This is a genomic window from Pseudomonas ovata, assembly GCF_003131185.1.
Lineage (GTDB): Bacteria > Pseudomonadota > Gammaproteobacteria > Pseudomonadales > Pseudomonadaceae > Aquipseudomonas > Aquipseudomonas ovata.
This window is the reverse complement of sequence record NZ_QFFU01000001.1, coordinates 564,539-584,557: the sequence shown is the minus strand read 5'-3', so window position 1 is coordinate 584,557 and position 20,019 is coordinate 564,539. Positions and strand designations below refer to the sequence as shown.

Annotated in this window: 16 protein-coding genes and 2 tRNA genes; 15 read left to right on the top strand and 3 right to left on the bottom strand. The window is 60.7% G+C overall.

The genetic code is table 11. The annotated features are described in order from the left end of the window. Nucleotides 1–117: 117 nt before the first annotated feature. The 15 genes from ftsH to DGA31_RS02575 all read left to right on the top strand — a co-directional run bounded on the left by ftsH (nucleotide 118) and on the right by DGA31_RS02575 (nucleotide 15,429). The gene (gene ftsH / locus DGA31_RS02650; protein ID WP_056834018.1) at nucleotides 118–2,022 is read left to right on the top strand and encodes an ATP-dependent zinc metalloprotease FtsH; all 1,905 of its coding nucleotides are present in this window, start codon (nucleotides 118–120) and stop codon (nucleotides 2,020–2,022) included. 8 nt (nucleotides 2,023–2,030) lie between these two features. Continuing rightward, nucleotides 2,031–2,882: a dihydropteroate synthase gene (folP, locus tag DGA31_RS02645; RefSeq protein WP_109511429.1), complete on the top strand. Its 852-nt coding sequence runs from the start codon at nucleotides 2,031–2,033 to the stop codon at nucleotides 2,880–2,882. 17 nt (nucleotides 2,883–2,899) lie between these two features. Continuing rightward, nucleotides 2,900–4,240, top strand: coding sequence for a phosphoglucosamine mutase (gene glmM / locus DGA31_RS02640; RefSeq protein WP_056834022.1), 1,341 nt, complete (start codon nucleotides 2,900–2,902; stop codon nucleotides 4,238–4,240). Nucleotides 4,241–4,305: 65 nt separating this feature from the next. Then, nucleotides 4,306–5,061, top strand: coding sequence for a triose-phosphate isomerase (gene tpiA, locus DGA31_RS02635; protein WP_109511428.1), 756 nt, complete (start codon nucleotides 4,306–4,308; stop codon nucleotides 5,059–5,061). Nucleotides 5,062–5,065: 4 nt separating this feature from the next. Next, a complete protein-coding gene (secG, locus tag DGA31_RS02630) occupies nucleotides 5,066–5,446 on the top strand; it encodes a preprotein translocase subunit SecG (protein WP_056834025.1) in 381 nt (126 codons plus the stop codon). A 46-nt stretch (nucleotides 5,447–5,492) separates the two neighbouring features. Continuing rightward, nucleotides 5,493–5,578 (top strand) — tRNA-Leu (locus DGA31_RS02625). Between the two features lie 96 nt (nucleotides 5,579–5,674). After that, nucleotides 5,675–5,751 (top strand) — tRNA-Met (locus DGA31_RS02620). A gap of 130 nt (nucleotides 5,752–5,881) precedes the next feature. Then, on the top strand, nucleotides 5,882–6,340 hold the full coding sequence (rimP, locus tag DGA31_RS02615; protein WP_056834027.1) for a ribosome maturation factor RimP: 459 nt from the start codon (nucleotides 5,882–5,884) through the stop codon (nucleotides 6,338–6,340). A gap of 59 nt (nucleotides 6,341–6,399) precedes the next feature. Then, on the top strand, nucleotides 6,400–7,881 hold the full coding sequence (gene nusA / locus DGA31_RS02610; protein ID WP_056834029.1) for a transcription termination factor NusA: 1,482 nt from the start codon (nucleotides 6,400–6,402) through the stop codon (nucleotides 7,879–7,881). Between the two features lie 26 nt (nucleotides 7,882–7,907). Beyond that, nucleotides 7,908–10,463, top strand: coding sequence for a translation initiation factor IF-2 (gene infB / locus DGA31_RS02605; RefSeq protein ID WP_109511427.1), 2,556 nt, complete (start codon nucleotides 7,908–7,910; stop codon nucleotides 10,461–10,463). A 136-nt stretch (nucleotides 10,464–10,599) separates the two neighbouring features. Further along, the gene (rbfA, locus tag DGA31_RS02600; RefSeq protein ID WP_056834033.1) at nucleotides 10,600–11,001 is read left to right on the top strand and encodes a 30S ribosome-binding factor RbfA; all 402 of its coding nucleotides are present in this window, start codon (nucleotides 10,600–10,602) and stop codon (nucleotides 10,999–11,001) included. Nucleotides 11,002–11,004: 3 nt separating this feature from the next. Further along, nucleotides 11,005–11,922, top strand: coding sequence for a tRNA pseudouridine(55) synthase TruB (gene truB / locus DGA31_RS02595; RefSeq protein ID WP_056834035.1), 918 nt, complete (start codon nucleotides 11,005–11,007; stop codon nucleotides 11,920–11,922). 160 nt (nucleotides 11,923–12,082) lie between these two features. Continuing rightward, a complete protein-coding gene (gene rpsO, locus DGA31_RS02590; protein ID WP_056834037.1) occupies nucleotides 12,083–12,352 on the top strand; it encodes a 30S ribosomal protein S15 in 270 nt (89 codons plus the stop codon). Nucleotides 12,353–12,623: 271 nt separating this feature from the next. Continuing rightward, nucleotides 12,624–14,729, top strand: a complete 2,106-nt coding sequence (gene pnp, locus DGA31_RS02585; RefSeq protein WP_109511426.1) for a polyribonucleotide nucleotidyltransferase — start codon at nucleotides 12,624–12,626, stop codon at nucleotides 14,727–14,729. Between the two features lie 343 nt (nucleotides 14,730–15,072). Beyond that, a complete protein-coding gene (locus tag DGA31_RS02575) occupies nucleotides 15,073–15,429 on the top strand; it encodes a BON domain-containing protein (protein ID WP_109511424.1) in 357 nt (118 codons plus the stop codon). Between the two features lie 150 nt (nucleotides 15,430–15,579). On the opposite strand, the gene DGA31_RS02570 is transcribed toward DGA31_RS02575, so the two are convergent. From DGA31_RS02570 to DGA31_RS02560, 3 genes are all read right to left on the bottom strand, one after another. Continuing rightward, entirely contained in the window at nucleotides 15,580–15,861 is a 282-nt protein-coding gene (locus DGA31_RS02570; RefSeq protein WP_056834043.1) for a DUF2845 domain-containing protein, read from the bottom strand. Between the two features lie 40 nt (nucleotides 15,862–15,901). Continuing rightward, on the bottom strand, nucleotides 15,902–18,850 hold the full coding sequence (locus DGA31_RS02565; protein ID WP_109511423.1) for a DUF748 domain-containing protein: 2,949 nt from the start codon (nucleotides 18,848–18,850) through the stop codon (nucleotides 15,902–15,904). Between the two features lie 107 nt (nucleotides 18,851–18,957). Continuing rightward, a complete protein-coding gene (locus DGA31_RS02560) occupies nucleotides 18,958–19,974 on the bottom strand; it encodes a class I SAM-dependent rRNA methyltransferase (protein ID WP_109511422.1) in 1,017 nt (338 codons plus the stop codon). Nucleotides 19,975–20,019 lie beyond the last annotated feature (45 nt).

Below are 20,019 nucleotides of genomic sequence, written 5' to 3'. Positions count from 1 at the left end.
GGGTTACAGACGGCGCCTGCCACAGCTGTGGGTTCTGTAGTAAGTTAGGGCGGTGATTATCATGCGAGGCACGCTTGCGGCGTGGAGCTTGCTTCAGAGGGTAGCTAATTGAACGATATGGCAAAGAATTTGATCTTGTGGTTGATCATCGCGGCTGTCCTGGTGACGGTGATGAACAACTTCTCCAGCCCGAACGAACCGCAGACCCTCAACTATTCCGAATTCATCCAGCAGGTGAAGGACGGCAAGGTCGAGAAGGTCTCCGTGGACGGCTACGTCATCACCGGCAAGCGCAGTGACGGCGACACCTTCAAGACCATCCGTCCGGCAATCCAGGACAACGGCCTGATTGGCGACCTGGTCGACAACAACGTCGTGGTCGAGGGCAAGCAGCCCGAGCAGCAGAGTATCTGGACCCAGTTGCTGGTCGCCAGCTTCCCGATCCTGGTGATCATCGCGGTGTTCATGTTCTTCATGCGCCAGATGCAGGGCGGTGCCGGCGGCAAGGGCGGGCCCATGAGCTTTGGCAAGAGCAAGGCGCGCCTGCTGTCCGAAGACCAGGTCAAGACGACCCTGGCCGACGTGGCCGGGTGCGACGAGGCCAAGGAGGAGGTCGGCGAACTGGTCGAGTTCCTGCGTGATCCGGGCAAGTTCCAGCGCCTGGGTGGCCGTATCCCGCGTGGCGTGCTGATGGTCGGTCCTCCGGGCACCGGCAAGACGCTGCTGGCCAAGGCCATCGCCGGTGAGGCGAAAGTGCCGTTCTTCACCATCTCCGGTTCGGACTTCGTCGAGATGTTCGTCGGTGTCGGTGCCAGCCGTGTGCGCGACATGTTCGAGCAGGCCAAGAAGCACGCGCCGTGCATCATCTTCATCGACGAAATCGATGCCGTGGGTCGCCATCGTGGCGCCGGCATGGGTGGCGGTCACGACGAGCGCGAGCAGACCCTCAACCAGTTGCTGGTCGAGATGGACGGCTTCGAAGTCAACGACGGCATCATTGTCATTGCCGCCACCAACCGTCCCGACGTACTGGACCCTGCGCTGCTGCGTCCTGGTCGCTTCGACCGCCAGGTGGTGGTCGGCCTGCCGGACATCCGTGGTCGCGAGCAGATCCTCAAGGTTCACATGCGCAAGGTGCCGATGGGCGAGGACGTCCAGCCTGCCGTCATTGCACGTGGTACACCGGGCTTCTCCGGTGCCGACCTGGCCAACCTGGTCAACGAGGCCTCGTTGTTTGCGGCCCGCAACGGCAAGCGCCTGGTCGAGATGAAAGAGTTCGAACTGGCCAAAGACAAGATCATGATGGGCGCCGAGCGCAAGACCATGGTCATGTCCGAGAAAGAAAAGCAGAACACGGCCTATCACGAGGCCGGCCATGCCATCGTCGGTCGCCTGGTACCTGAGCACGATCCGGTCTACAAGGTCTCGATCATTCCGCGCGGTCGTGCGCTGGGTGTGACCATGTTCCTGCCCGAAGAAGATCGCTACAGCCTGTCCAAGCGTGCGTTGAACAGCCAGATCTGCTCGCTGTACGGTGGCCGTATCGCCGAAGAGATGACCCTGGGCTTCGATGGCGTCACCACGGGTGCGTCCAACGACATCATGCGTGCCAGCCAGATCGCCCGGAACATGGTGACCAAGTGGGGTCTGTCCGAGAAACTCGGCCCGCTGATGTACACCGAAGACGAAGACTCCGGCTTCCTGGGTCGCGGTTCGAGCCAGAACACCAGCTTCTCCGGTGACACGGCCAAGCTGATCGACTCCGAGGTGCGCAGCATCATCGACCATTGCTACGACACGGCCCGGCAGTTGCTGACCGACAACCGTGACAAGCTCGATGCAATGGCTGAAGCCCTGATGAAGTATGAGACCATCGATGCCGACCAGATCGACGACATCATGTCCGGTCGTCCGCCACGCGAGCCGCGTGACTGGGAAGGCGGTTCGGGCACCAAGGGTACGCCCATTGCGCCTGATTCGCGTCCTGAAGCTCCTATCGGCGGCCCTGCCGCTGACCATTAAGGCCTGACATGACTGTTGCGCCGTACCCGACCCGGTTGCCTTGCGGCAACCGGGTTCTTGATCTGGCCCGGACGCATGTCATGGGCATCCTCAATGCGACCCCTGATTCCTTCTCTGACGGTGGGCGCTACGCCAGGCTCGACGCTGCGATGCAGCATGCCGAGAGCATGGTGCGTGCCGGCGCGACCCTGATCGACATCGGCGGTGAGTCGACCCGCCCCGGCGCTGCCGTGGTGTCCGTCGATCAGGAGCTGGAGCGGGTTGCGCCGCTGGTCGAGCGTATTGCCTGCGAGCTGGACGTCATCATCTCGGTCGACACCTCGACGCCTGAAGTCATTCGCGAGACGGCCAGGCTGGGTGCGGGCCTGATCAATGATGTCCGCTCATTGCGGCGTCCAGGCGCCTTGCAGGCGGCTGCGCAGACGGGCCTGCCTGTCTGCCTGATGCACATGCTCGGTGAGCCTGGCGACATGCAGGACAATCCACGGTATGAAAACCTGCTGGGCGAGGTGGCCGGCTTTCTGGCGTCGCGCATGGCTGAATGTGCGGCAGCCGGAATCGGTGCCGAACGTATCATCCTGGATCCCGGTTTTGGTTTCGCCAAGACCGTCGAGCACAATCTCAGCCTGTTCCGGCATATGGAAGTCCTTCATGCCTTGGGAAGGCCCTTGTTGGTCGGGGTCTCGCGCAAGAGTATGATCGGCGCCGTACTGGAACGTCCCGTGGGCGAGCGCCTGTATGGCGGTCTGGCCCTGGCGGCCCTGGCAATGACCAAGGGCGCAAGAATCCTGCGCGTGCATGATGTTGCTGAAACAGTCGATGTCGTACGCATGATCGCAGCTGTCGAGTCGGCAGAATAAGAACACGGTGGAGCCCCATGAGTAACAGAAAATATTTCGGCACCGACGGCATTCGCGGTCGTGTGGGTCAGTACCCTATTACCCCTGATTTCATGCTCAAGCTGGGCTGGGCGGCCGGTATGGCTTTTCGCCGCCTGGGCGCCTGCCGCATTCTGGTGGGCAAGGACACCCGTATTTCCGGTTACATGTTCGAGTCGGCGCTGGAGGCGGGCCTGTCTGCTGCCGGTGCCGATGTCATGCTGCTCGGACCTATGCCGACCCCGGCCATTGCCTACCTGACCCGGACTTTCCATGCCGAGGCGGGCATCGTGATCAGCGCTTCGCATAACCCGCATTACGACAACGGCATCAAGTTCTTCTCGGGGCAGGGCACCAAGCTGCCCGACGAGATCGAGCTGATGATCGAGGAGTTGCTCGATGCGCCGATGACGGTTGCCGAATCGGACAAGCTCGGCAAGGTGTCGCGCATCAACGACGCGGCGGGTCGCTACATCGAGTTCTGCAAGAGCAGCGTGCCGACCAGCACCAGTTTTGCCGGTCTCAAACTGGTGGTCGATTGCGCGCACGGGGCGACCTACAAGATTGCGCCCAACGTGTTTCGTGAGCTGGGTGCGCAGGTTCATGTGCTGGCGGCACAGCCCAATGGCCTGAACATCAACGAGGCGTGTGGCTCGACCCACCTTGAAGCGGTACAGGCCGCTGTGGTGGCTGAAAAGGCCGATCTGGGCATTGCCTTCGATGGCGATGGCGACCGGGTGCTGATGGTCGATCACACCGGTGCGGTTGTCGACGGTGATGAGCTGATGTACATCATTGCGCGTGACCTGCACGAGCGCGACCGTCTTAATGGCGGCGTAGTCGGGACGCTCATGAGCAACCTGGGGCTGGAGCTGGGGCTTGCCGAGCTGGGTATCCCGTTCGTGCGCGCCAATGTCGGTGACCGCTATGTGATCGCCGAAATGCTTGAGCGTAACTGGCAGCTGGGTGGCGAAAACTCCGGGCATGTCGTGTGCCTGCAGCACACCACCACGGGTGATGCGATCATTGCGGCCTTGCAGGTGCTGATGGCCCTGCGCCGCAGCGGCAAGAGCCTGGCCGAAGCCCGCCAGGCGCTACGCAAATGTCCGCAGGTGCTGATCAACGTGCGCTTTGCCGGTGGTGTCGACCCTGTGGCCCATCCGGCCGTGCAGGAGGCTTGTGCGCGCGTGACCGCTGAAATGGCCGGGCGTGGGCGGGTCCTGCTGCGCAAGTCCGGGACCGAGCCGCTGGTGCGGGTCATGGTCGAAGGCGAAGACGAAAAGCAGGTGCGTGGCTACGCCGAGGCACTGGCAAAACTGGTTAACGAAGTTTGTGCCTGATACGGCTTGCCAGCCTTTGAAGTGTTGGGTAACATCTGCGCCCACTTTGACCGACGAGGTACAGCATGCGTCGCACGATGGTAGCTGGTAACTGGAAAATGCACGGTACCCGCGCCAGCGTCGCTGAGCTGATCGACGGGCTGGCGAAACAGACTCTGCCTGGCAGTGTCGACATCGCTGTGTTTCCCTCGAGTCTGCATGTGGGTCAGGTGGTCAACGGCCTTCAAGGTGCGTCGATTGCCGTAGGTGCGCAGGATGCAGCCGTACAGGCGGATCAAGGTGCGCTGACTGGCGAGATTGCGTCGAGCCAACTGGTTGATGCCGGTTGCAAGCTGGTGCTGGTAGGGCATTCCGAGCGTCGCCTGTTGCTGGGTGAATCGGATGAGGTCCTGAACCGCAAGTTTGCTGCCGTTCAATCTGCAGGCATGACGCCTGTGCTGTGTATCGGGGAAACCCTGGAGCAGCGCGAGGCGAAGCAAACCCTTGAAGTGGTCGGGCAGCAGCTTGGCAGCGTCATCAAGGCATTTGGTATTCAGGCGCTGGTCAATGCGGTTGTTGCCTATGAGCCTGTATGGGCCATCGGTACCGGGTTGACTGCCACGCCTGAGCAGGCGCAGGAAGTGCACGCAGCAATTCGTGCGCAGCTGGCAAAAGAAGATTCCGAAGTCGCGCAAGGTGTGCGGCTTCTATATGGCGGCAGCGTCAAGGCGGCCAATGCGGCCGAGTTGTTCAGCATGCCGGATATCGATGGGGGGCTTGTGGGTGGCGCCTCCCTGAATGCAGATGAATTCGGTGCGATCTGTCGCGCCGCGGGAAACTGAAAAAATGCTGGAAACAGTCGTAGTCGTTTTTCATCTGCTGGGTGCACTGGGTGTTGTTGCCCTGGTTCTGATGCAGCAGGGTAAAGGTGCAGAGGCTGGAGCGTCTTTTGGTGCGGGTGCATCAAATACTGTCTTCGGAGGCCAAGGAAGTGCTACCTTTCTGAGTAAGTTTACTGCTATACTTGCAGCCTGTTTTTTCATAACTAGCTTGGGCTTAGGCTACTTTGCTAAAGAAAAAGCTCAGCAGTTTGATCAGGTCGGTTTGCCAGATCCAGCTGTGATGGAAATCAAGCAGAAGCCAGCATCCGATGATGTGCCAATGCTTGAAGGTCAGAAGCCAGCAGCCACGCCTGCTGATGTTCCTGCCGCTCCAGAGCAGAAGTAAAAAAGAGTTCAGGCGATGTGTGTAGAGGTCGCCAAAGAGTTGTAATGCCGAGGTGGTGGAATTGGTAGACACGCAACCTTGAGGTGGTTGTGCCCGTAGGGTGTAGGGGTTCGAGTCCCCTTCTCGGTACCATTTAGCAAGAGAGCCCGCATCAGCGGGCTTTCTTGCGCTCGGGATGTTCGATTGACCTGTCAAGGTATCGGTCGTATAATCCGGGCCCAGCTTTGTCGCGGGGTGGAGCAGTCTGGTAGCTCGTCGGGCTCATAACCCGAAGGTCGTTGGTTCAAATCCAGCCCCCGCAACCAGTTTTAGCAGAGCCCCTTTTAAGGGGCTTTTTGCTAGCTGTACAGAACATGACACCGGTGTTCAGCGGTGTCTTCAGTGATGGGCTTTTGCCCATTTTTTTATTTCTAAAGCATGCACGAGGGGGTTCAGATGTCGAGCAAGCTGGAACAGTTGCAGGCCATACTGGCCCCAGTGGTTGAAGCGCTTGGCTATCAATGCTGGGGAATCGAGTTCATTTCCCAAGGCCGGCATTCGCTGCTGCGCATTTATATCGACAAAGAAAACGGCGTTCTGGTGGAAGACTGCGAAATCGTCAGTCGTCAGATCAGTGGCGTGTTGGATGTAGAAGATCCAATCAGCTCTGAGTACACCCTGGAAGTGTCGTCGCCCGGCATGGATCGTCCCCTGTTCAGCATTGAGCAGTTTGCGGCACACGCCGGCCAACAGGTAAAAATAAAATTGCGTTCCCCCTTTGACGGGCGGCGCAACTTTCAAGGCGTTCTCCGCGGGGTGGAGGAACAGGATGTCGTGGTTCAGGTCGACAGCAATGAATACCTGCTGCCGATTGACCTGATCGACAAGGCCAACATTATTCCCGCGTTTGACTGAAACGTGCCAGATGCTGCGGATCCCGCGGATCCAATGGCTTGCGAAAGGCGAGGCGTACGATGAGCAAAGAAGTACTGCTGGTAGTTGAGTCGGTATCCAATGAAAAGGGCGTACCGGCCAGTGTCATTTTTGAAGCGCTGGAGCTGGCACTCGCTACAGCGACCAAGAAGCGCTACGAAGATGAAGTGGATGTGCGTGTTGAGATCAACCGCCACACAGGTAATTATGAGACTTTCCGTCGCTGGACCGTGGTCGAAGACGAAGACCTGGACGATCCGGCACACCAATATGCGGTAGACCAGGCCCAGGCGCACAAGCCCGGTGCCGTCGCCGGTGAAGTGATCGAAGAAAAGATCGAGTCCATCGAGTTCGGCCGTATCGCTGCGCAAACGGCCAAGCAGGTCATCGTGCAGAAAGTGCGCGAGGCCGAGCGCGCCCAGGTCGTCGACGCCTACCGCGAGCGACTGGGCGAAATCATTTCCGGTACTGTCAAGAAGGTCACGCGTGACAATGTCATCGTTGACCTGGGCAACAATGCCGAAGCCTTGCTGGCACGCGAAGACATCATCTCCCGTGAGACATTCCGGGTCGGTGTGCGTGTGCGGGCACTGCTGAAAGAAATTCGCACCGAAAACCGCGGCCCGCAGCTGATTCTGTCGCGTACTGCGCCAGAAATGCTGATTGAGCTTTTCCGTATCGAAGTTCCGGAAATCGCAGAAGGTCTGATCGAGGTGATGGCTGCCTCGCGTGACCCGGGCTCGCGTGCAAAAATCGCTGTTCGCTCCAAGGACAAACGCATCGACCCGCAAGGCGCCTGCATTGGCATGCGCGGTTCGCGTGTCCAGGCTGTTTCCGGCGAGCTGGGTGGCGAGCGTGTGGATATTGTGCTGTGGGACGATAACCCGGCACAGTTCGTGATCAATGCAATGTCCCCTGCTGAAGTAGCGGCAATCATCGTCGATGAAGATGCCCATGCAATGGATATCGCTGTTGGTGCGGACAACCTGGCACAAGCGATCGGCCGTGGCGGACAGAACGTTCGCCTAGCCAGTCAGTTGACCGGTTGGACGCTCAACGTGATGACCGAGTCCGATATCCAGGCCAAACAGCAGGCAGAAACCGGTGACATTCTGCGCAACTTTATCGACGAGCTGGAAGTCGATGAAGAACTGGCGCAGGTACTGGTTGATGAAGGCTTCACCAGCCTGGAAGAAATTGCCTACGTACCGTTGGAAGAAATGCTCAACATCGACGGCTTTGACGAAGATATTGTCAATGAGCTTCGCGCTCGTGCCAAGGATCGCTTGTTGACCAAAGCCATCGCTACTGAGGAAAAGCTGGCAGACGCCCATCCGGCCGAAGACCTGCTCTCGCTTGAGGGTATGGACAAGGATTTGGCGATGGAACTGGCGGTGCGCGGCGTAATTACCCGCGAAGACCTGGCCGAGCAGTCTATAGATGACCTGCTCGACATCGACGGCATTGACGATGATCGTGCCGGCAAGTTGATCATGGCCGCCCGAGCCCATTGGTTCGAGTAACAGGCGCGGCCTGAGGAGAGAAGTGCATGACGCAAGTCACGGTGAAACAACTGGCCGATGAGGTCAAAACACCGGTAGAGCGCCTGCTGCAGCAGATGCGTGAGGCAGGTCTGCCGCACACCGCCGCCGAGCAACAAGTGTCCGACAGTGAGAAGCAATCGTTGCTGACTCACTTGAAAAGCAGCCACAAGGCTAAAGTGGAAGAACCGCGCAAGATCACCTTGCAGCGCAAGACCACCAGCACCCTGCGTGTTGCCGGTAGCAAGAGCATCAGCGTTGAAGTGCGCAAGAAGAAAGTCTTCGTGCAGCGCAGCGCCGAAGAAATCGAAGCCGAGCGCAAGCGCGAGCTGGAAGAACGTCGTGCGGCAGAAAACGCAGCGCGTCAAAAAACCGAGGCTGAAGAAGCCAAGCGTCGTGGTGACGACCCAAGCCGCCGCCAGCCTGCTGCTGCCCCGGCCGCTCAGGCTCCGGCCAGCAAGCCTGCCGAAGCGCCAGCACCTCGTGCTGCAACGCCTGAGCCGGCTCGTGAAGCATCTGGCGCGGCCAATGCCAACGGTGCCCCGGCCCCGACGACGATCGAAGTGCGCAAGCGCGAAGAGCGCCGTCCAGACAAAGCCCCTTCTCGTGGTGGCGACGACCGCACCCCGCGTGGCGATGGCGAGCGCAAAGGCGCTCCGAATCGTCCGTCGAGCAAGGACAAGGCCCCTGCAGTCCGTGTTGCTCCGCGTACCACCGATGAAGAAAGCGACGGCTTCCGCCGTGGCGGCCGTGGCAAGTCGAAGCTGAAGAAGCGCAATGCGCATGGCTTCCAGGCGCCGACCGGTCCGGTCATCCGCGACGTGGCCATTGGCGAAACCATCACCGTGGGCGAACTGGCCGCGAAGATGTCCGTCAAGGCAGCCGAAGTCATCAAGTTCATGTTCAAGATGGGCACCCCGGTGACCATCAACCAGGTGCTGGACCAGGAAACTGCCCACCTGATCGCCGAAGAGCTGGGCCACAAGGTCACGCTGGTCAGCGACAACGCCCTGGAAGAGTCCCTGGCCGAGTCCCTGAAGTTCGAAGGCGAGACGTTCTCCCGTGCGCCGGTCGTGACCGTCATGGGTCACGTTGACCACGGCAAGACGTCCCTGCTCGACTACATTCGTCGTGCCAAGGTCGCTGCTGGCGAAGCCGGTGGTATCACCCAGCACATCGGTGCCTACCACGTAGAAACCGAGCGCGGCATGGTCACCTTCCTCGACACCCCGGGTCACGCGGCGTTTACCGCCATGCGTGCTCGTGGTGCCAAGGCGACCGACATCGTGATCCTGGTGGTCGCGGCCGACGACGGCGTGATGCCGCAAACCATCGAAGCTGTTCAGCACGCCGTAGCGGCTGGCGTGCCGCTGGTGGTCGCGGTGAACAAGATCGACAAGCCGGGTGCAGACCTGGATCGCATTCGCAGCGAACTGTCGATCTACGGCGTGACGTCAGAAGAGTGGGGCGGTGATACGCCGTTCGTTCCGGTTTCCGCCAAAATGGGTACCGGTGTCGACGAACTGCTCGAAGCCGTCCTGCTGCAGGCCGAAGTCCTGGAACTCAAGGCCACGCCATCGGCGCCAGGCCGTGGTGTTGTCGTCGAATCGCGCCTGGACAAGGGCCGTGGTCCTGTCGCCACCGTTCTGGTTCAGGACGGTACGCTGCGCCAGGGCGACATGGCCCTGATCGGCTCGAACTTCGGCCGCATCCGCGCCATGCTCGACGAAAACGGCAAGCCTGTGAAGGAAGCCGGTCCGTCGATCCCGGTCGAGATTCTCGGCCTGGACGGCACACCGGAAGCCGGTGACGAGATGACCGTACTGGCTGACGAGAAGAAAGCCCGTGAAGTCGCGCTGTTCCGTCAAGGCAAGTTCCGTGAAGTCAAGCTGGCTCGCGCTCACGCCGGCAAGCTGGAAAACATCTTCGAGAACATGGGTCAGGAAGAGAAGAAGACGCTCAACATCGTCCTCAAATCCGACGTCCGTGGTTCGCTCGAGGCGCTGCAAGGTGCCCTGGGTGGTCTGGGTAACGATGAAGTGCAGGTCCGCGTCATTGGTGGCGGTGTCGGTGGTATCACCGAAAGCGACGCCAACCTGGCACTGGCCTCCAACGCTGTTCTGTTCGGCTTCAACGTGCGTGCCGATGCCGGTGCGCGCAAGATCGTCGAGCAGGAAGGTCTGGACATGCGTTACTACAACGTGATCTATGACATCATCGAAGACGTCAAGAAAGCCCTGACCGGCATGCTGGGCAGCGATGTTCGCGAGAACATCCTGGGCATCGCCGAAGTGCGTGACGTGTTCCGTTCGCCGAAGTTCGGTGCGATCGCAGGCTGCATGGTGGTTGAAGGTACGGTCTACCGTAACCGTCCGATCCGTGTACTGCGTGAAGACATCGTCATCTTCGAAGGTGAGTTGGAATCGCTGCGCCGCTTCAAGGACGACGCTGCTGAAGTGCGTAATGGCATGGAATGCGGTATCGGCGTCAAGAGCTACAACGACGTCAAGGTCGGTGACAAGATCGAAGTCTTCGAGAAGGTCCAGGTGGCTCGTAGCCTCTAAACCGCAGGCTTCGGACACGGTGCCTGGCACCGTGTCGCGAGCTGAACGCAACGCCCGGTCTGACACGCGTCAGGCCGGGCGTTTGCCGCTTTCAGACCGTCAGGGTTTGCGCCCGGGTCAGTAACAGGTATCAAGCATGGCCAAAGAATATAGCCGTACCCAACGCATCGGCGACCAGATCCAGCGCGAGCTGGCTCAACTGATCCGCCGTGAAGTCAAGGACCCGCGTGTCGGTCTGGTCACCGTCACCGCCGTGGATGTCAGCCGCGATGTCGGCCACGCCAAGATCTACGTCACCGTGATGGGCCAGGACGACGCCGAATCCATTGCGCAAAGCCTCAAGGTGCTCAACACCGCCGCCGGTTTCCTGCGCATGCAGCTGGGCCGTGAAATGAAGCTGCGCAGCGTGCCGCAACTGCATTTCCACTACGATGAAAGCGTGGTGCGTGGTGCCCACCTTTCGGCGTTGATCGAGCGTGCCGTGGCCGAAGACAGCCACCATCAGGGCGATGCCGCTTCAGACGATTCCAAGGAGTAACGGGTGGCCCAGGTCAAACGTATCCGTCGTAACGTCAGCGGGATCATCCTGCTCGACAAACCCCTGGGGTTCACCTCCAATGCGGCCTTGCAAAAGGTGCGCTGGTTGCTCAATGCCGAGAAGGCCGGACACACCGGCAGCCTCGACCCGCTGGCCACCGGTGTCTTGCCACTGTGCTTCGGTGAGGCCACCAAGTTCTCGCAATACCTGCTCGATTCGGACAAATCCTACGAAACTGTCATGCAGTTGGGTAAGACTACGACCACCGGCGACGCCGAAGGGGACGTCTTGCAAACCCGGCCCGTGACCGTTGGTCGCGCCGATATCGACGCCGTATTGCCAGGATTTCGTGGGCAAATCAGCCAGATACCGCCGATGTACTCGGCGCTCAAGCGTGATGGCCAGCCCTTGTACAAGCTGGCGCGTGCAGGGGAAGTAGTGGAGCGCGAGGCGCGTTCTGTTACTATTGCGCGCCTGGAATTGCTGGCGAGCGAAGGCGAGACCGCCACACTGTCCGTCGATTGCAGCAAAGGCACCTATATCCGTACCCTGGTGGAAGATATTGGTGAGCAACTGGGCTGCGGTGCCTATGTGGCGCAACTGCGCCGTACCCAGGCCGGCCCGTTCACGCTGGCCCAGACGGTGACGCTCGAAGAACTCGAGCAGGCCCATGCCGAAGGCGGCAACGAAGCGATCGACCGCTTCCTGATGCCCTCCGACAGCGGGTTGCAAGACTGGCCACTGCTGCAGTTTTCCGAACACAGTTCGTTCTACTGGTTGCACGGGCAGCCCGTGAGAGCCCCGGATGCACCGAAATTCGGTATGGTCCGGGTGCAGGATCATGAAGGACGCTTCATCGGAATCGGTGAAGTAAGCGATGATGGGCGCATTGCGCCGCGTCGGCTGATTCGGTCGGAATGACCGAAAACCCGCGCAACGACCGGCTTGTCCGGTCCGAGCGAGGGCGAGGGTGGCTGTCAACAGGCACGGTCACATCTCATTTTTTAATACGAGGCACTGCCCTCGGCCTGTTGGAATCGTCTTGAACAAAGGCGTTTCCTTGACATGAAGGATTGCCCACATGGCACTCAGCGTTGAAGATAAAGCTCAAATCGTAACCGACTACCAGCAAGCTCCAGGTGATACGGGTTCGCCAGAAGTGCAAGTTGCACTGCTGACCGCCAACATCAACAAGCTGCAGGGTCACTTCAAGGCCAACGGTAAAGATCACCACTCCCGTCGTGGTCTGATCCGCATGGTAAACCAGCGTCGCAAGCTGCTGGACTACCTGAAGGGTAAAGATGTCAGCCGTTACAGCGCCCTGATCGGTCGTCTGGGCCTGCGTCGCTAATTGCGATGTGGCACGTCTCCTGTTCCGGCCCGTGTGGTTCTTTTCGATGATGTCGCTTGCCGAGGCTGGCAATCGCAGATGAGATCCGAAACGCATGGGCGGTCAGGAATCTGAGGTTGGTTGTCTGTCAGGCTCACCGGTTTAACCGGTGAACCAGGCAGGCTTCCAGCCTCAAGTTTTATCTGGAGCCTGATCGGGGCCGACTCCCCGCCCGGCCCAAGAATTCGCAAGAAACCAGTTCCCCCAAAGTCAACAAAGAAGGTAGGAAACCGTGAACCCGGTAATCAAGAAGTTTCAATTCGGTCAGTCGACCGTAACCCTGGAGACAGGCCGTATTGCCCGCCAGGCTTCCGGCGCCGTCCTGGTCACCGTTGATGACGACGTCAGCGTGCTGGTCACTGTCGTGGGTGCCAAGCAGGCAGACCCGGGCAAGGGCTTCTTCCCGCTGTCCGTGCACTACCAGGAAAAAACCTACGCCGCCGGCAAGATCCCTGGCGGTTTCTTCAAGCGTGAAGGCCGTCCTTCCGAGAAGGAAACCCTGACTTCGCGACTGATCGACCGTCCGATCCGTCCGCTGTTCCCTGAAGGCTTCATGAACGAAGTCCAGGTTGTCTGCACCGTCGTTTCGACCAGCAAGAAGACCGATCCGGACATCGCGGCGATGATCGGCACCTCGGCCGCCCTGGCCATCTCCGGCATTCCTTTCGACGGTCCTGTCGGCGCCGCCCGTGTCGCGTTTCATGAAAGCACCGGCTACCTGCTGAACCCGACCTACGAGCAACTGCAGGCTTCGAGCCTGGACATGGTCGTGGCCGGTACCTCCGAAGCCGTGCTGATGGTCGAATCCGAAGCCAAAGAGCTGACCGAAGACCAGATGCTGGGCGCCGTCCTGTTCGCCCATGACGAGTTCCAGGTGGTGATCAACGCCATCAAGGAACTGGCCGCCGAAGCCGCCAAGCCGCTGTGGAACTGGCAGCCAAAGCCGGAAGCCACCGAGCTGCTGGGCGCCATCCGTGCCGAGTTCGGCGACGCGATCTCCGACGCCTACACCATCACCGTCAAGGCTGACCGCTATGCACGCCTGGGCGAACTGCGCGAGCAGATCGTGGCCAAGCTGGCTGTGGAAGAGGGCAGCCCGTCTGCCAGCGAAATCAAGGCCGCCTTCGGCGAAATCGAATACCGCACCGTGCGCGAGAACATCGTCAACGGCAAGCCGCGTATCGATGGCCGTGACACCCGCACTGTGCGCCCGCTGAACATCGAAGTCGGCGTGCTACCGAAGACCCACGGTTCGGCCCTGTTCACCCGTGGCGAAACCCAGGCCCTGGTTGTTGCAACCCTGGGCACTGCCCGCGACGCACAGCTGCTCGACACCCTTGAAGGCGAGAAAAAAGACGCCTTCATGCTGCACTACAACTTCCCGCCGTTCTCGGTCGGTGAGTGTGGTCGCATGGGCGGCGCCGGTCGCCGTGAAATCGGTCATGGCCGTCTGGCCCGTCGCAGCGTCCAGGCCATGCTGCCAAGCGCCGACGAATTCCCGTACACCATCCGCGTGGTTTCGGAAATCACCGAGTCCAACGGTTCGAGCTCGATGGCGTCGGTCTGCGGTGCTTCGCTGGCCCTGATGGACGCCGGTGTGCCGGTCAAGGCACCCGTGGCCGGTATCGCCATGGGCCTGGTCAAGGAAGGTGGCAAGTTCGCCGTCCTGACCGACATCCTGGGTGACGAAGACCACCTGGGCGACATGGACTTCAAGGTCGCCGGTACGGCCAAGGGTGTCACTGCGCTGCAGATGGACATCAAGATCAAGGGCATCACCGAAGAAATCATGGAGATCGCCCTGGGCCAGGCCCTGGAAGCTCGCCTGAACATCCTCGGCCAGATGAACCAGATCATCGGTCAGGCCCGCAGCGAGCTGTCGGCCAACGCGCCGACCATGATCGCGATGAAGATCGACACCGACAAGATCCGTGACGTCATCGGCAAGGGCGGCGCCACCATCCGCGCCATCTGCGAAGAAACCAAGGCGTCGATCGACATCGAAGACGACGGCACCATCAAGATCTTCGGTGAAACCAAGGAAGCGGCCGAGGCCGCTCGCCAGCGCGTCCTGGGCATCACCGCAGAGGCCGAGATCGGCAAGATCTACGTCGGCAAGGTCGAGCGCATCGTCGACTTCGGCGCCTTCGTCAACATCCTGCCGGGCAAGGACGGTCTGGTTCACATCTCGATGCTGAGCGACGCTCGGGTCGAGAAAGTGACCGACATCCTGAAAGAAGGCCAGGAAGTCGAAGTGCTGGTACTGGACGTGGACAACCGCGGCCGTATCAAGCTGTCGATCAAGGACGTGGCGGCTGCCAAGGCTTCCGGCGTCTGATGTAACCCTGCCAGCCGGCGTCGTCGTGACGCCGGGCTGTCTGAAAAATCCGCAGGCCGGCAATGGCTGCGGATTTTTTTATGGGTGTTTTTCGGCGGTCTACAAGGTGATCGGTGCCACGGTCTTTGTGATGGCCACGTGCCTTTGGGAAAACTTGCAACTTGCATGCGTGCACGACAGCGAAACGGGCAAACTGCACGATCGGCAGTTTTTAGATATTTATTAACTTATTGATTTATATGGGTTTTATAGGTCGGCCAAAGCTGGCACAGCGCTTGCGATATACCTGTTAACCCTGCGTAGTAATGCTCACGCAGTTTTTGAGAAAAACAGGAGTTATCGTATGAAGAAGTTCGCTATCGCTGCTGCCACTGCCCTGACTCTGACCATGGCCGGTGGCGCATTCGCCCAGACCGCCAACCAGGCTACCCAGGCGCCCATCATGCTGGCCGCCAACGACACCGTTGACAATGCCAAGCAAGAAGGCAGCGACACCTGGATCACCACCAAGGTCAAGGCTGACCTGCTGACCGAAAAAGGCATTCCAGGCTCGGACATCGAAGTTGAAACCAACAAAGGCGTCGTGGCTCTGTCTTCGAAAGTCACCGTGACCGAAGCCCAGAAAAAGCAGGCTGTGATGATCGCCAAGAACATCAAGGGTGTTACCGCTGTTTCGGCTGATGGTCTGAAAGCTGACTAAGCAAGAATCGATGATGACCCTCTGAAATACAGCCGGGTGCCCATAAGGTGCTCGGCTGGTGAGAAGGTTCATGCGACCGGCCACAGGGATGTGGCCATTACAGGCCCCGGCTTTCGAGTCGGGGCCTGTTCTATTGTGGGCGGCAGATAATCAGCCGCGCTTGCTCTCGATACGCACCAGGCGTCCGCCCTCGAAACGCAGGTAGCGGTACATGCCGTGGTCGGGGCCGTAGACCCATTCCTCGATGTCGACCTGCTCGGAGCGACGGTAGGTGCTGTTGTAGCTTTTGCGCGAGCCAAGCGTGGCCTGGCTGGCCGGCTGGCCGCATTTCTTCTGCACCTCGAAGGCGTGGTCGCCCACGCTGACCAGATGGCTGTTGCAGCGCAGGGTCGAGGCCTGTGCCAGGCCCATGCCGGCACCGGTCAATGCCATCAGCAGGGCACAACATACGAGACGGTTATTCAAAACGTGACTACTCACTGTCCAGGTGCAGGGGCGTGATCACGCGGCCATCGGGCTGTGCCTTGCCAAGCTGGGCATCGATGAAATACACCCGCTCGTCCTGCAGTTTGCCCTTGTCGACCAGGTAATCCTTGATGCTGCTGGCCCGATCCTGGCCCAGCTCACGCAACAGTACCTCATTCTTGCCCCAGAACTGCAGCAATGCCTCGCGCAACTGGCTCTGGCGCTGGGCCTTGTCGAGTTGCTCCCACGGCGCCGGTGGCTGCTGCTTGAGCCGTGCCCGGTAGATGCCTTCGAGCATGGGCGCCTTTTCGTCTTCGGGCACCTCCAACAGGCTGGCGCTGGCCGGAACCTTGTCGCCACGGCGCTGCAGGATCTTGTACCAGGTGTACTGGTATTCGCGCTCCAGGCGCTGGCGGGCCAGCAACGGCCCGTCGCTGCCGGCGGCGCTGGTGCCTTCGATTTCCAGGCGCAGGGTCGGCCGTTCGCTCAGTGCCACAGCCAGCTTGTCGAGCGCCTGGCGAGCCTCGGCGGTCAGGGTGCTGGAGCCGGGATCGAACAGGACGGTGCCCAGGTCTTGCGACCCCCCGCCGGCGACCAGGCCGCCAATGAACTTGAAGGGTGACTGTGCGGCGCGCAGCACCAGGTTGCGCAAGGTCTGCCAGACGATGGGCATGACGCTGAACTGTGGGTTGTTCAGATCGCCTTCAAGCGGCAACTCGATGGAAATGCGCCCTTCGGTGTCCTTGAGCAAGGCCACGGCCAGGCGGATCGGCAGGTCCACGGCATCGGGGCTGTCGACCTTTTCGCCCAGTTGCAGCTGCTCGACCAGCACTTTGTTCTGCGCCTTGAGCTGGCCCTGGGTGATCAGGTAATGCAGGTCCAGGTTCAAGCGACCCTTGCGAATGCGGTAGCCGGCGAACTTGCCGGAGTAGGGCGTCAGGGTGGTCAGCTCGACGCGCTTGAAGCTGGTGGCGATGTCGAGGCTGGCCATCGGGTCGAACGGGTTGACGCTGCCCTTGATGGTGACCGGCGCATAGCGGTCGACCTTGCCTTCGATATTGATCGGTGCAGGCTTGGCCAATTCGTTGTCGATGGTGCCAATGCGGCCATTGAGTTGCTGCACGGCGGTGGCAAAGTTCGGCGTCAGGGTAAAGTCAGCGAAGTACGCCGAGCCGTCCTTGATATTGATCTGGTCGACGCGGATGCCCAGTGGCTGTTCGGTGCTGGCCGTGCGTTGTTCACGCGTGGCCGGCCTGGCATCGGCCGGTTGCGGGATCAACAGGTCATCGACGTTGGTGGTGCGGTCCTCGTTGATCATGAAGCGTGCGTAGGGCTGCTGCAGGTCCACACGCCCGATCGACAGGTCCTGGCCATGGCGATAGATAAGGTTGTCGGCGGTCAGGTTTTCCCATTTGACGAAGTCGCGCTGCTTGAGCGTGTCCAGGGTGTGGAGCTGATTGACCTGAGCCTTGCCGGTGATGTCGAACGCCAGCGGTTCGGTACTGTGCAGGTCGACCGTCAGGTCGCTACCGAACATGCCGCTGCGCAGTTCCAGGCGAATCAGCGGGCTGATATAGGCCTGGGCCACACGCAGGTCGATGTCCTGGCTGGTGATCTTCAGGCGGGCCTTGACCGGCGCCAGGTTGACTTCACCGGTGGCCGTCAGCTTGCCTTGCTTGCCCAGCCCGGTGTCCAGCCGCACCTTGAAGGGCGATTTGTTCAGGCTGTCGAAATTCTGCATGTCCACATTCAGCGGCCCGACTTCCAGCATCACGGGCTCGGCGGGCACGCGGTCTGCCAGATGGACCTGATAGTCGCGCAGTTGCACATCGCGCACCAGCACCTGCCAGGGCTTGCTGGCGGCTGCCGGTTGCGCAGCAGGCTTGGCCGTGGGCTCGGCGGCTTTCGCGTCAACTTCGGGCTTGGCGGCAGGTTGGGTGCCTTTGCCGGGCGGGCTGGCGAACAGCTTCTGCCAGTCCAGTTGCCCATCGGCCTCACGCGCCGCCCAGGTTTCCAGTTTCTGGCTGCGGACCTTGCCAATCACCACCTGCTGGCGTGCCAGGTCCAGTGAGCTGTCGCTGATTGCCAGTTGCTGCAGGCGCACCAGTGAGCGGCCATCGGCGGCATTGATGGCCAGGGCTGCGACGCTGGCCTGGGTATTGGTCAGTTGCAACTCGGTGTTTTTGCCCAGGCTCAGCTTGTAGGCCGTGCTCAGGCTCAGGCGACCATCCTGCAAGGCCAGCGGCACGGCGTCACGCACATAGGGCCACCAGAGTTTCATCTTGCTGTCGGTGATTTTCAGCGTGCCTTCGGAGGTGACCGGCACCAGCCCGATACGCCCCTCCCAGTCGATCTGCCCGCCATCGGGACTGATCGCCACCAGCGTGGCATCGGCGGGGTCTTCGGGCAGCGTGCTGAGGTTCTTCAGTTCCAGATTGAGCGTGTCGTAGAGAAATTCGATGGGGTCGCTTGGGCGTTCATCGCGAAAGTGCAGGTAGCCATCGACCAGTTTGATGCGTTCGATGCGCAGTGCGAACGGCTCGCTGGGGGCTGCCTGTTCGGGCGTCGGTTGTGCCTCGGGCAGCTTGAACAGGCGGCTCAGGTTGAACTGGCCTTTTTTGTCGAACAGCAGCTCGGTTTTTGCCTTGACCAGCTCGACGTCGCGCAGATGCAGTGCACCGCTCCACAGACTGTCGAGTTGCAGGTTGGCGTAGAGCTTTTCGAAACCCACCTGCTCCTTGCCCGGCATGCCGATATTCAAGCCCCAGACGGTCAGCTCAAGGCTGTACGGGTTGAGCTCCAGGCGCTCGATCCGGGCCGGCACGGTGGCGTATTCGGCCAGTTTCTGGTTGGCGATGCGCAAGGCAACGCCCGGCAGGATGAAGAACCCCAACAGGCTGTACAGCACCAGGACGGCCACCAGGGCACCAATAATACGCTTCAGACTTCTGGGCATTGGAGACCGCATCTCTCTTGTCGGAGGTGCTTGGAGTATGACATGCCCGTTGGGTTCACAAGCCAACGCCTTCCATGTGCGTAGGAAAATTCCTTATATTTATCGGGTCAGAACTGCAGGACCAGCGTTTTCAGCGGTGGCTGGTGGTCCATGGATGGAAAATCCTCAGCGGGCTGAATCACCTGCCATTCGCGCACGGGCCGGCCGGCCTTGCTTGCACAGCGCAACACCTGCTCGCGCCAGTCGTCCATGCTGACCCGCGCCAGGTTATTGCAGCAGATCAGCACACCGTCTTCGGCGGTGCTCAGCAGCGCAGGTTTCAGCAGGCTCTGGTAGTCGCGCAGCAGGTCGACCGTACCGAACGCGCTCTTGGCCCAGGCGGGCGGGTCGAGCAGCACCAGGTCGAACTGACGCGCTTGCAGGCGCGGGTAGTCGGGCAGTTTCTGTGCGCGTCGGGCGGTGACCGGCAGGCCGGCCATCTGGCGAATGGCCGGAAAATAGTCGGACTGAATGAACTGCATGGGCGGCAACTGCGGGTTGAGCGCCCCGTTCTCGCGACCGACCGCCAGGTTGCCTTCGGCAAAGTCCAGGTTGCAGACCTCGCTGGCGCCCCCGGCGGCGGCACTGAGCCCCACGCCGCAGGTGTAGGCGAACAGGTTCAGCACACGCTTGCCGGCGCTGTGTTGTCGCACCCATTGGCGGGCATTACGCAGGTCCAGAAACAGCAAGGGGTCCTGCCCGGCATGGCGGCCGCGCACCCGATAGTTCAGGCCGCCTTCATGGCCGACCAGATCCTGCAAGGCTGCATCCTCGGCCTGATAGACGCTGTCCTGGCGGTCAATGCGCGAATTGCTGCCGGAGCGGTCGTTGTAGACCAGCAGCAGCGCACGGTCCAGGCGTGCCTGCACCGTGGCCTGCAGATCAAGCAGGGCATCGCGCTCCAGGCGGGTATGAAAGCTTTGCACCAGCAACTGCGGGCCGTAGCGGTCGACGGTGAGGCCGCTGGCGCCTTCCTGACTGCCGTGAAACAGTCGATAGCAGTCCGTGCCCTGGGCATGCAGTTCGGCCAGCAACGACTGACGGCGGTCGAGGGCGACGCTGAGCGCCTGATTCAGGGAAGACATGCAGGGCGCCTCGGGCAGGAATTGAGGCGCGGGAGTTTATCAGCT

What these genes read in the sequence shown, in the direction of transcription:
- ftsH (WP_056834018.1), top strand. Translation starts at nt 118, where the DNA reads ATGGCAAAGAATTTGATCTTGTGGTTGATCATCGCGGCTGTCCTGGTG.
- folP (WP_109511429.1), top strand. Translation starts at nt 2,031, where the DNA reads ATGACTGTTGCGCCGTACCCGACCCGGTTGCCTTGCGGCAACCGGGTT.
- glmM (WP_056834022.1), top strand. Translation starts at nt 2,900, where the DNA reads ATGAGTAACAGAAAATATTTCGGCACCGACGGCATTCGCGGTCGTGTG.
- tpiA (WP_109511428.1), top strand. Translation starts at nt 4,306, where the DNA reads ATGCGTCGCACGATGGTAGCTGGTAACTGGAAAATGCACGGTACCCGC.
- secG (WP_056834025.1), top strand. Translation starts at nt 5,066, where the DNA reads ATGCTGGAAACAGTCGTAGTCGTTTTTCATCTGCTGGGTGCACTGGGT.
- rimP (WP_056834027.1), top strand. Translation starts at nt 5,882, where the DNA reads ATGTCGAGCAAGCTGGAACAGTTGCAGGCCATACTGGCCCCAGTGGTT.
- nusA (WP_056834029.1), top strand. Translation starts at nt 6,400, where the DNA reads ATGAGCAAAGAAGTACTGCTGGTAGTTGAGTCGGTATCCAATGAAAAG.
- infB (WP_109511427.1), top strand. Translation starts at nt 7,908, where the DNA reads ATGACGCAAGTCACGGTGAAACAACTGGCCGATGAGGTCAAAACACCG.
- rbfA (WP_056834033.1), top strand. Translation starts at nt 10,600, where the DNA reads ATGGCCAAAGAATATAGCCGTACCCAACGCATCGGCGACCAGATCCAG.
- rpsO (WP_056834037.1), top strand. Translation starts at nt 12,083, where the DNA reads ATGGCACTCAGCGTTGAAGATAAAGCTCAAATCGTAACCGACTACCAG.
- DGA31_RS02575 (WP_109511424.1), top strand. Translation starts at nt 15,073, where the DNA reads ATGAAGAAGTTCGCTATCGCTGCTGCCACTGCCCTGACTCTGACCATG.
- DGA31_RS02570 (WP_056834043.1), bottom strand. Translation starts at nt 15,861, where the DNA reads ATGGCATTGACCGGTGCCGGCATGGGCCTGGCACAGGCCTCGACCCTG.
- DGA31_RS02565 (WP_109511423.1), bottom strand. Translation starts at nt 18,850, where the DNA reads ATGCCCAGAAGTCTGAAGCGTATTATTGGTGCCCTGGTGGCCGTCCTG.
- DGA31_RS02560 (WP_109511422.1), bottom strand. Translation starts at nt 19,974, where the DNA reads ATGTCTTCCCTGAATCAGGCGCTCAGCGTCGCCCTCGACCGCCGTCAG.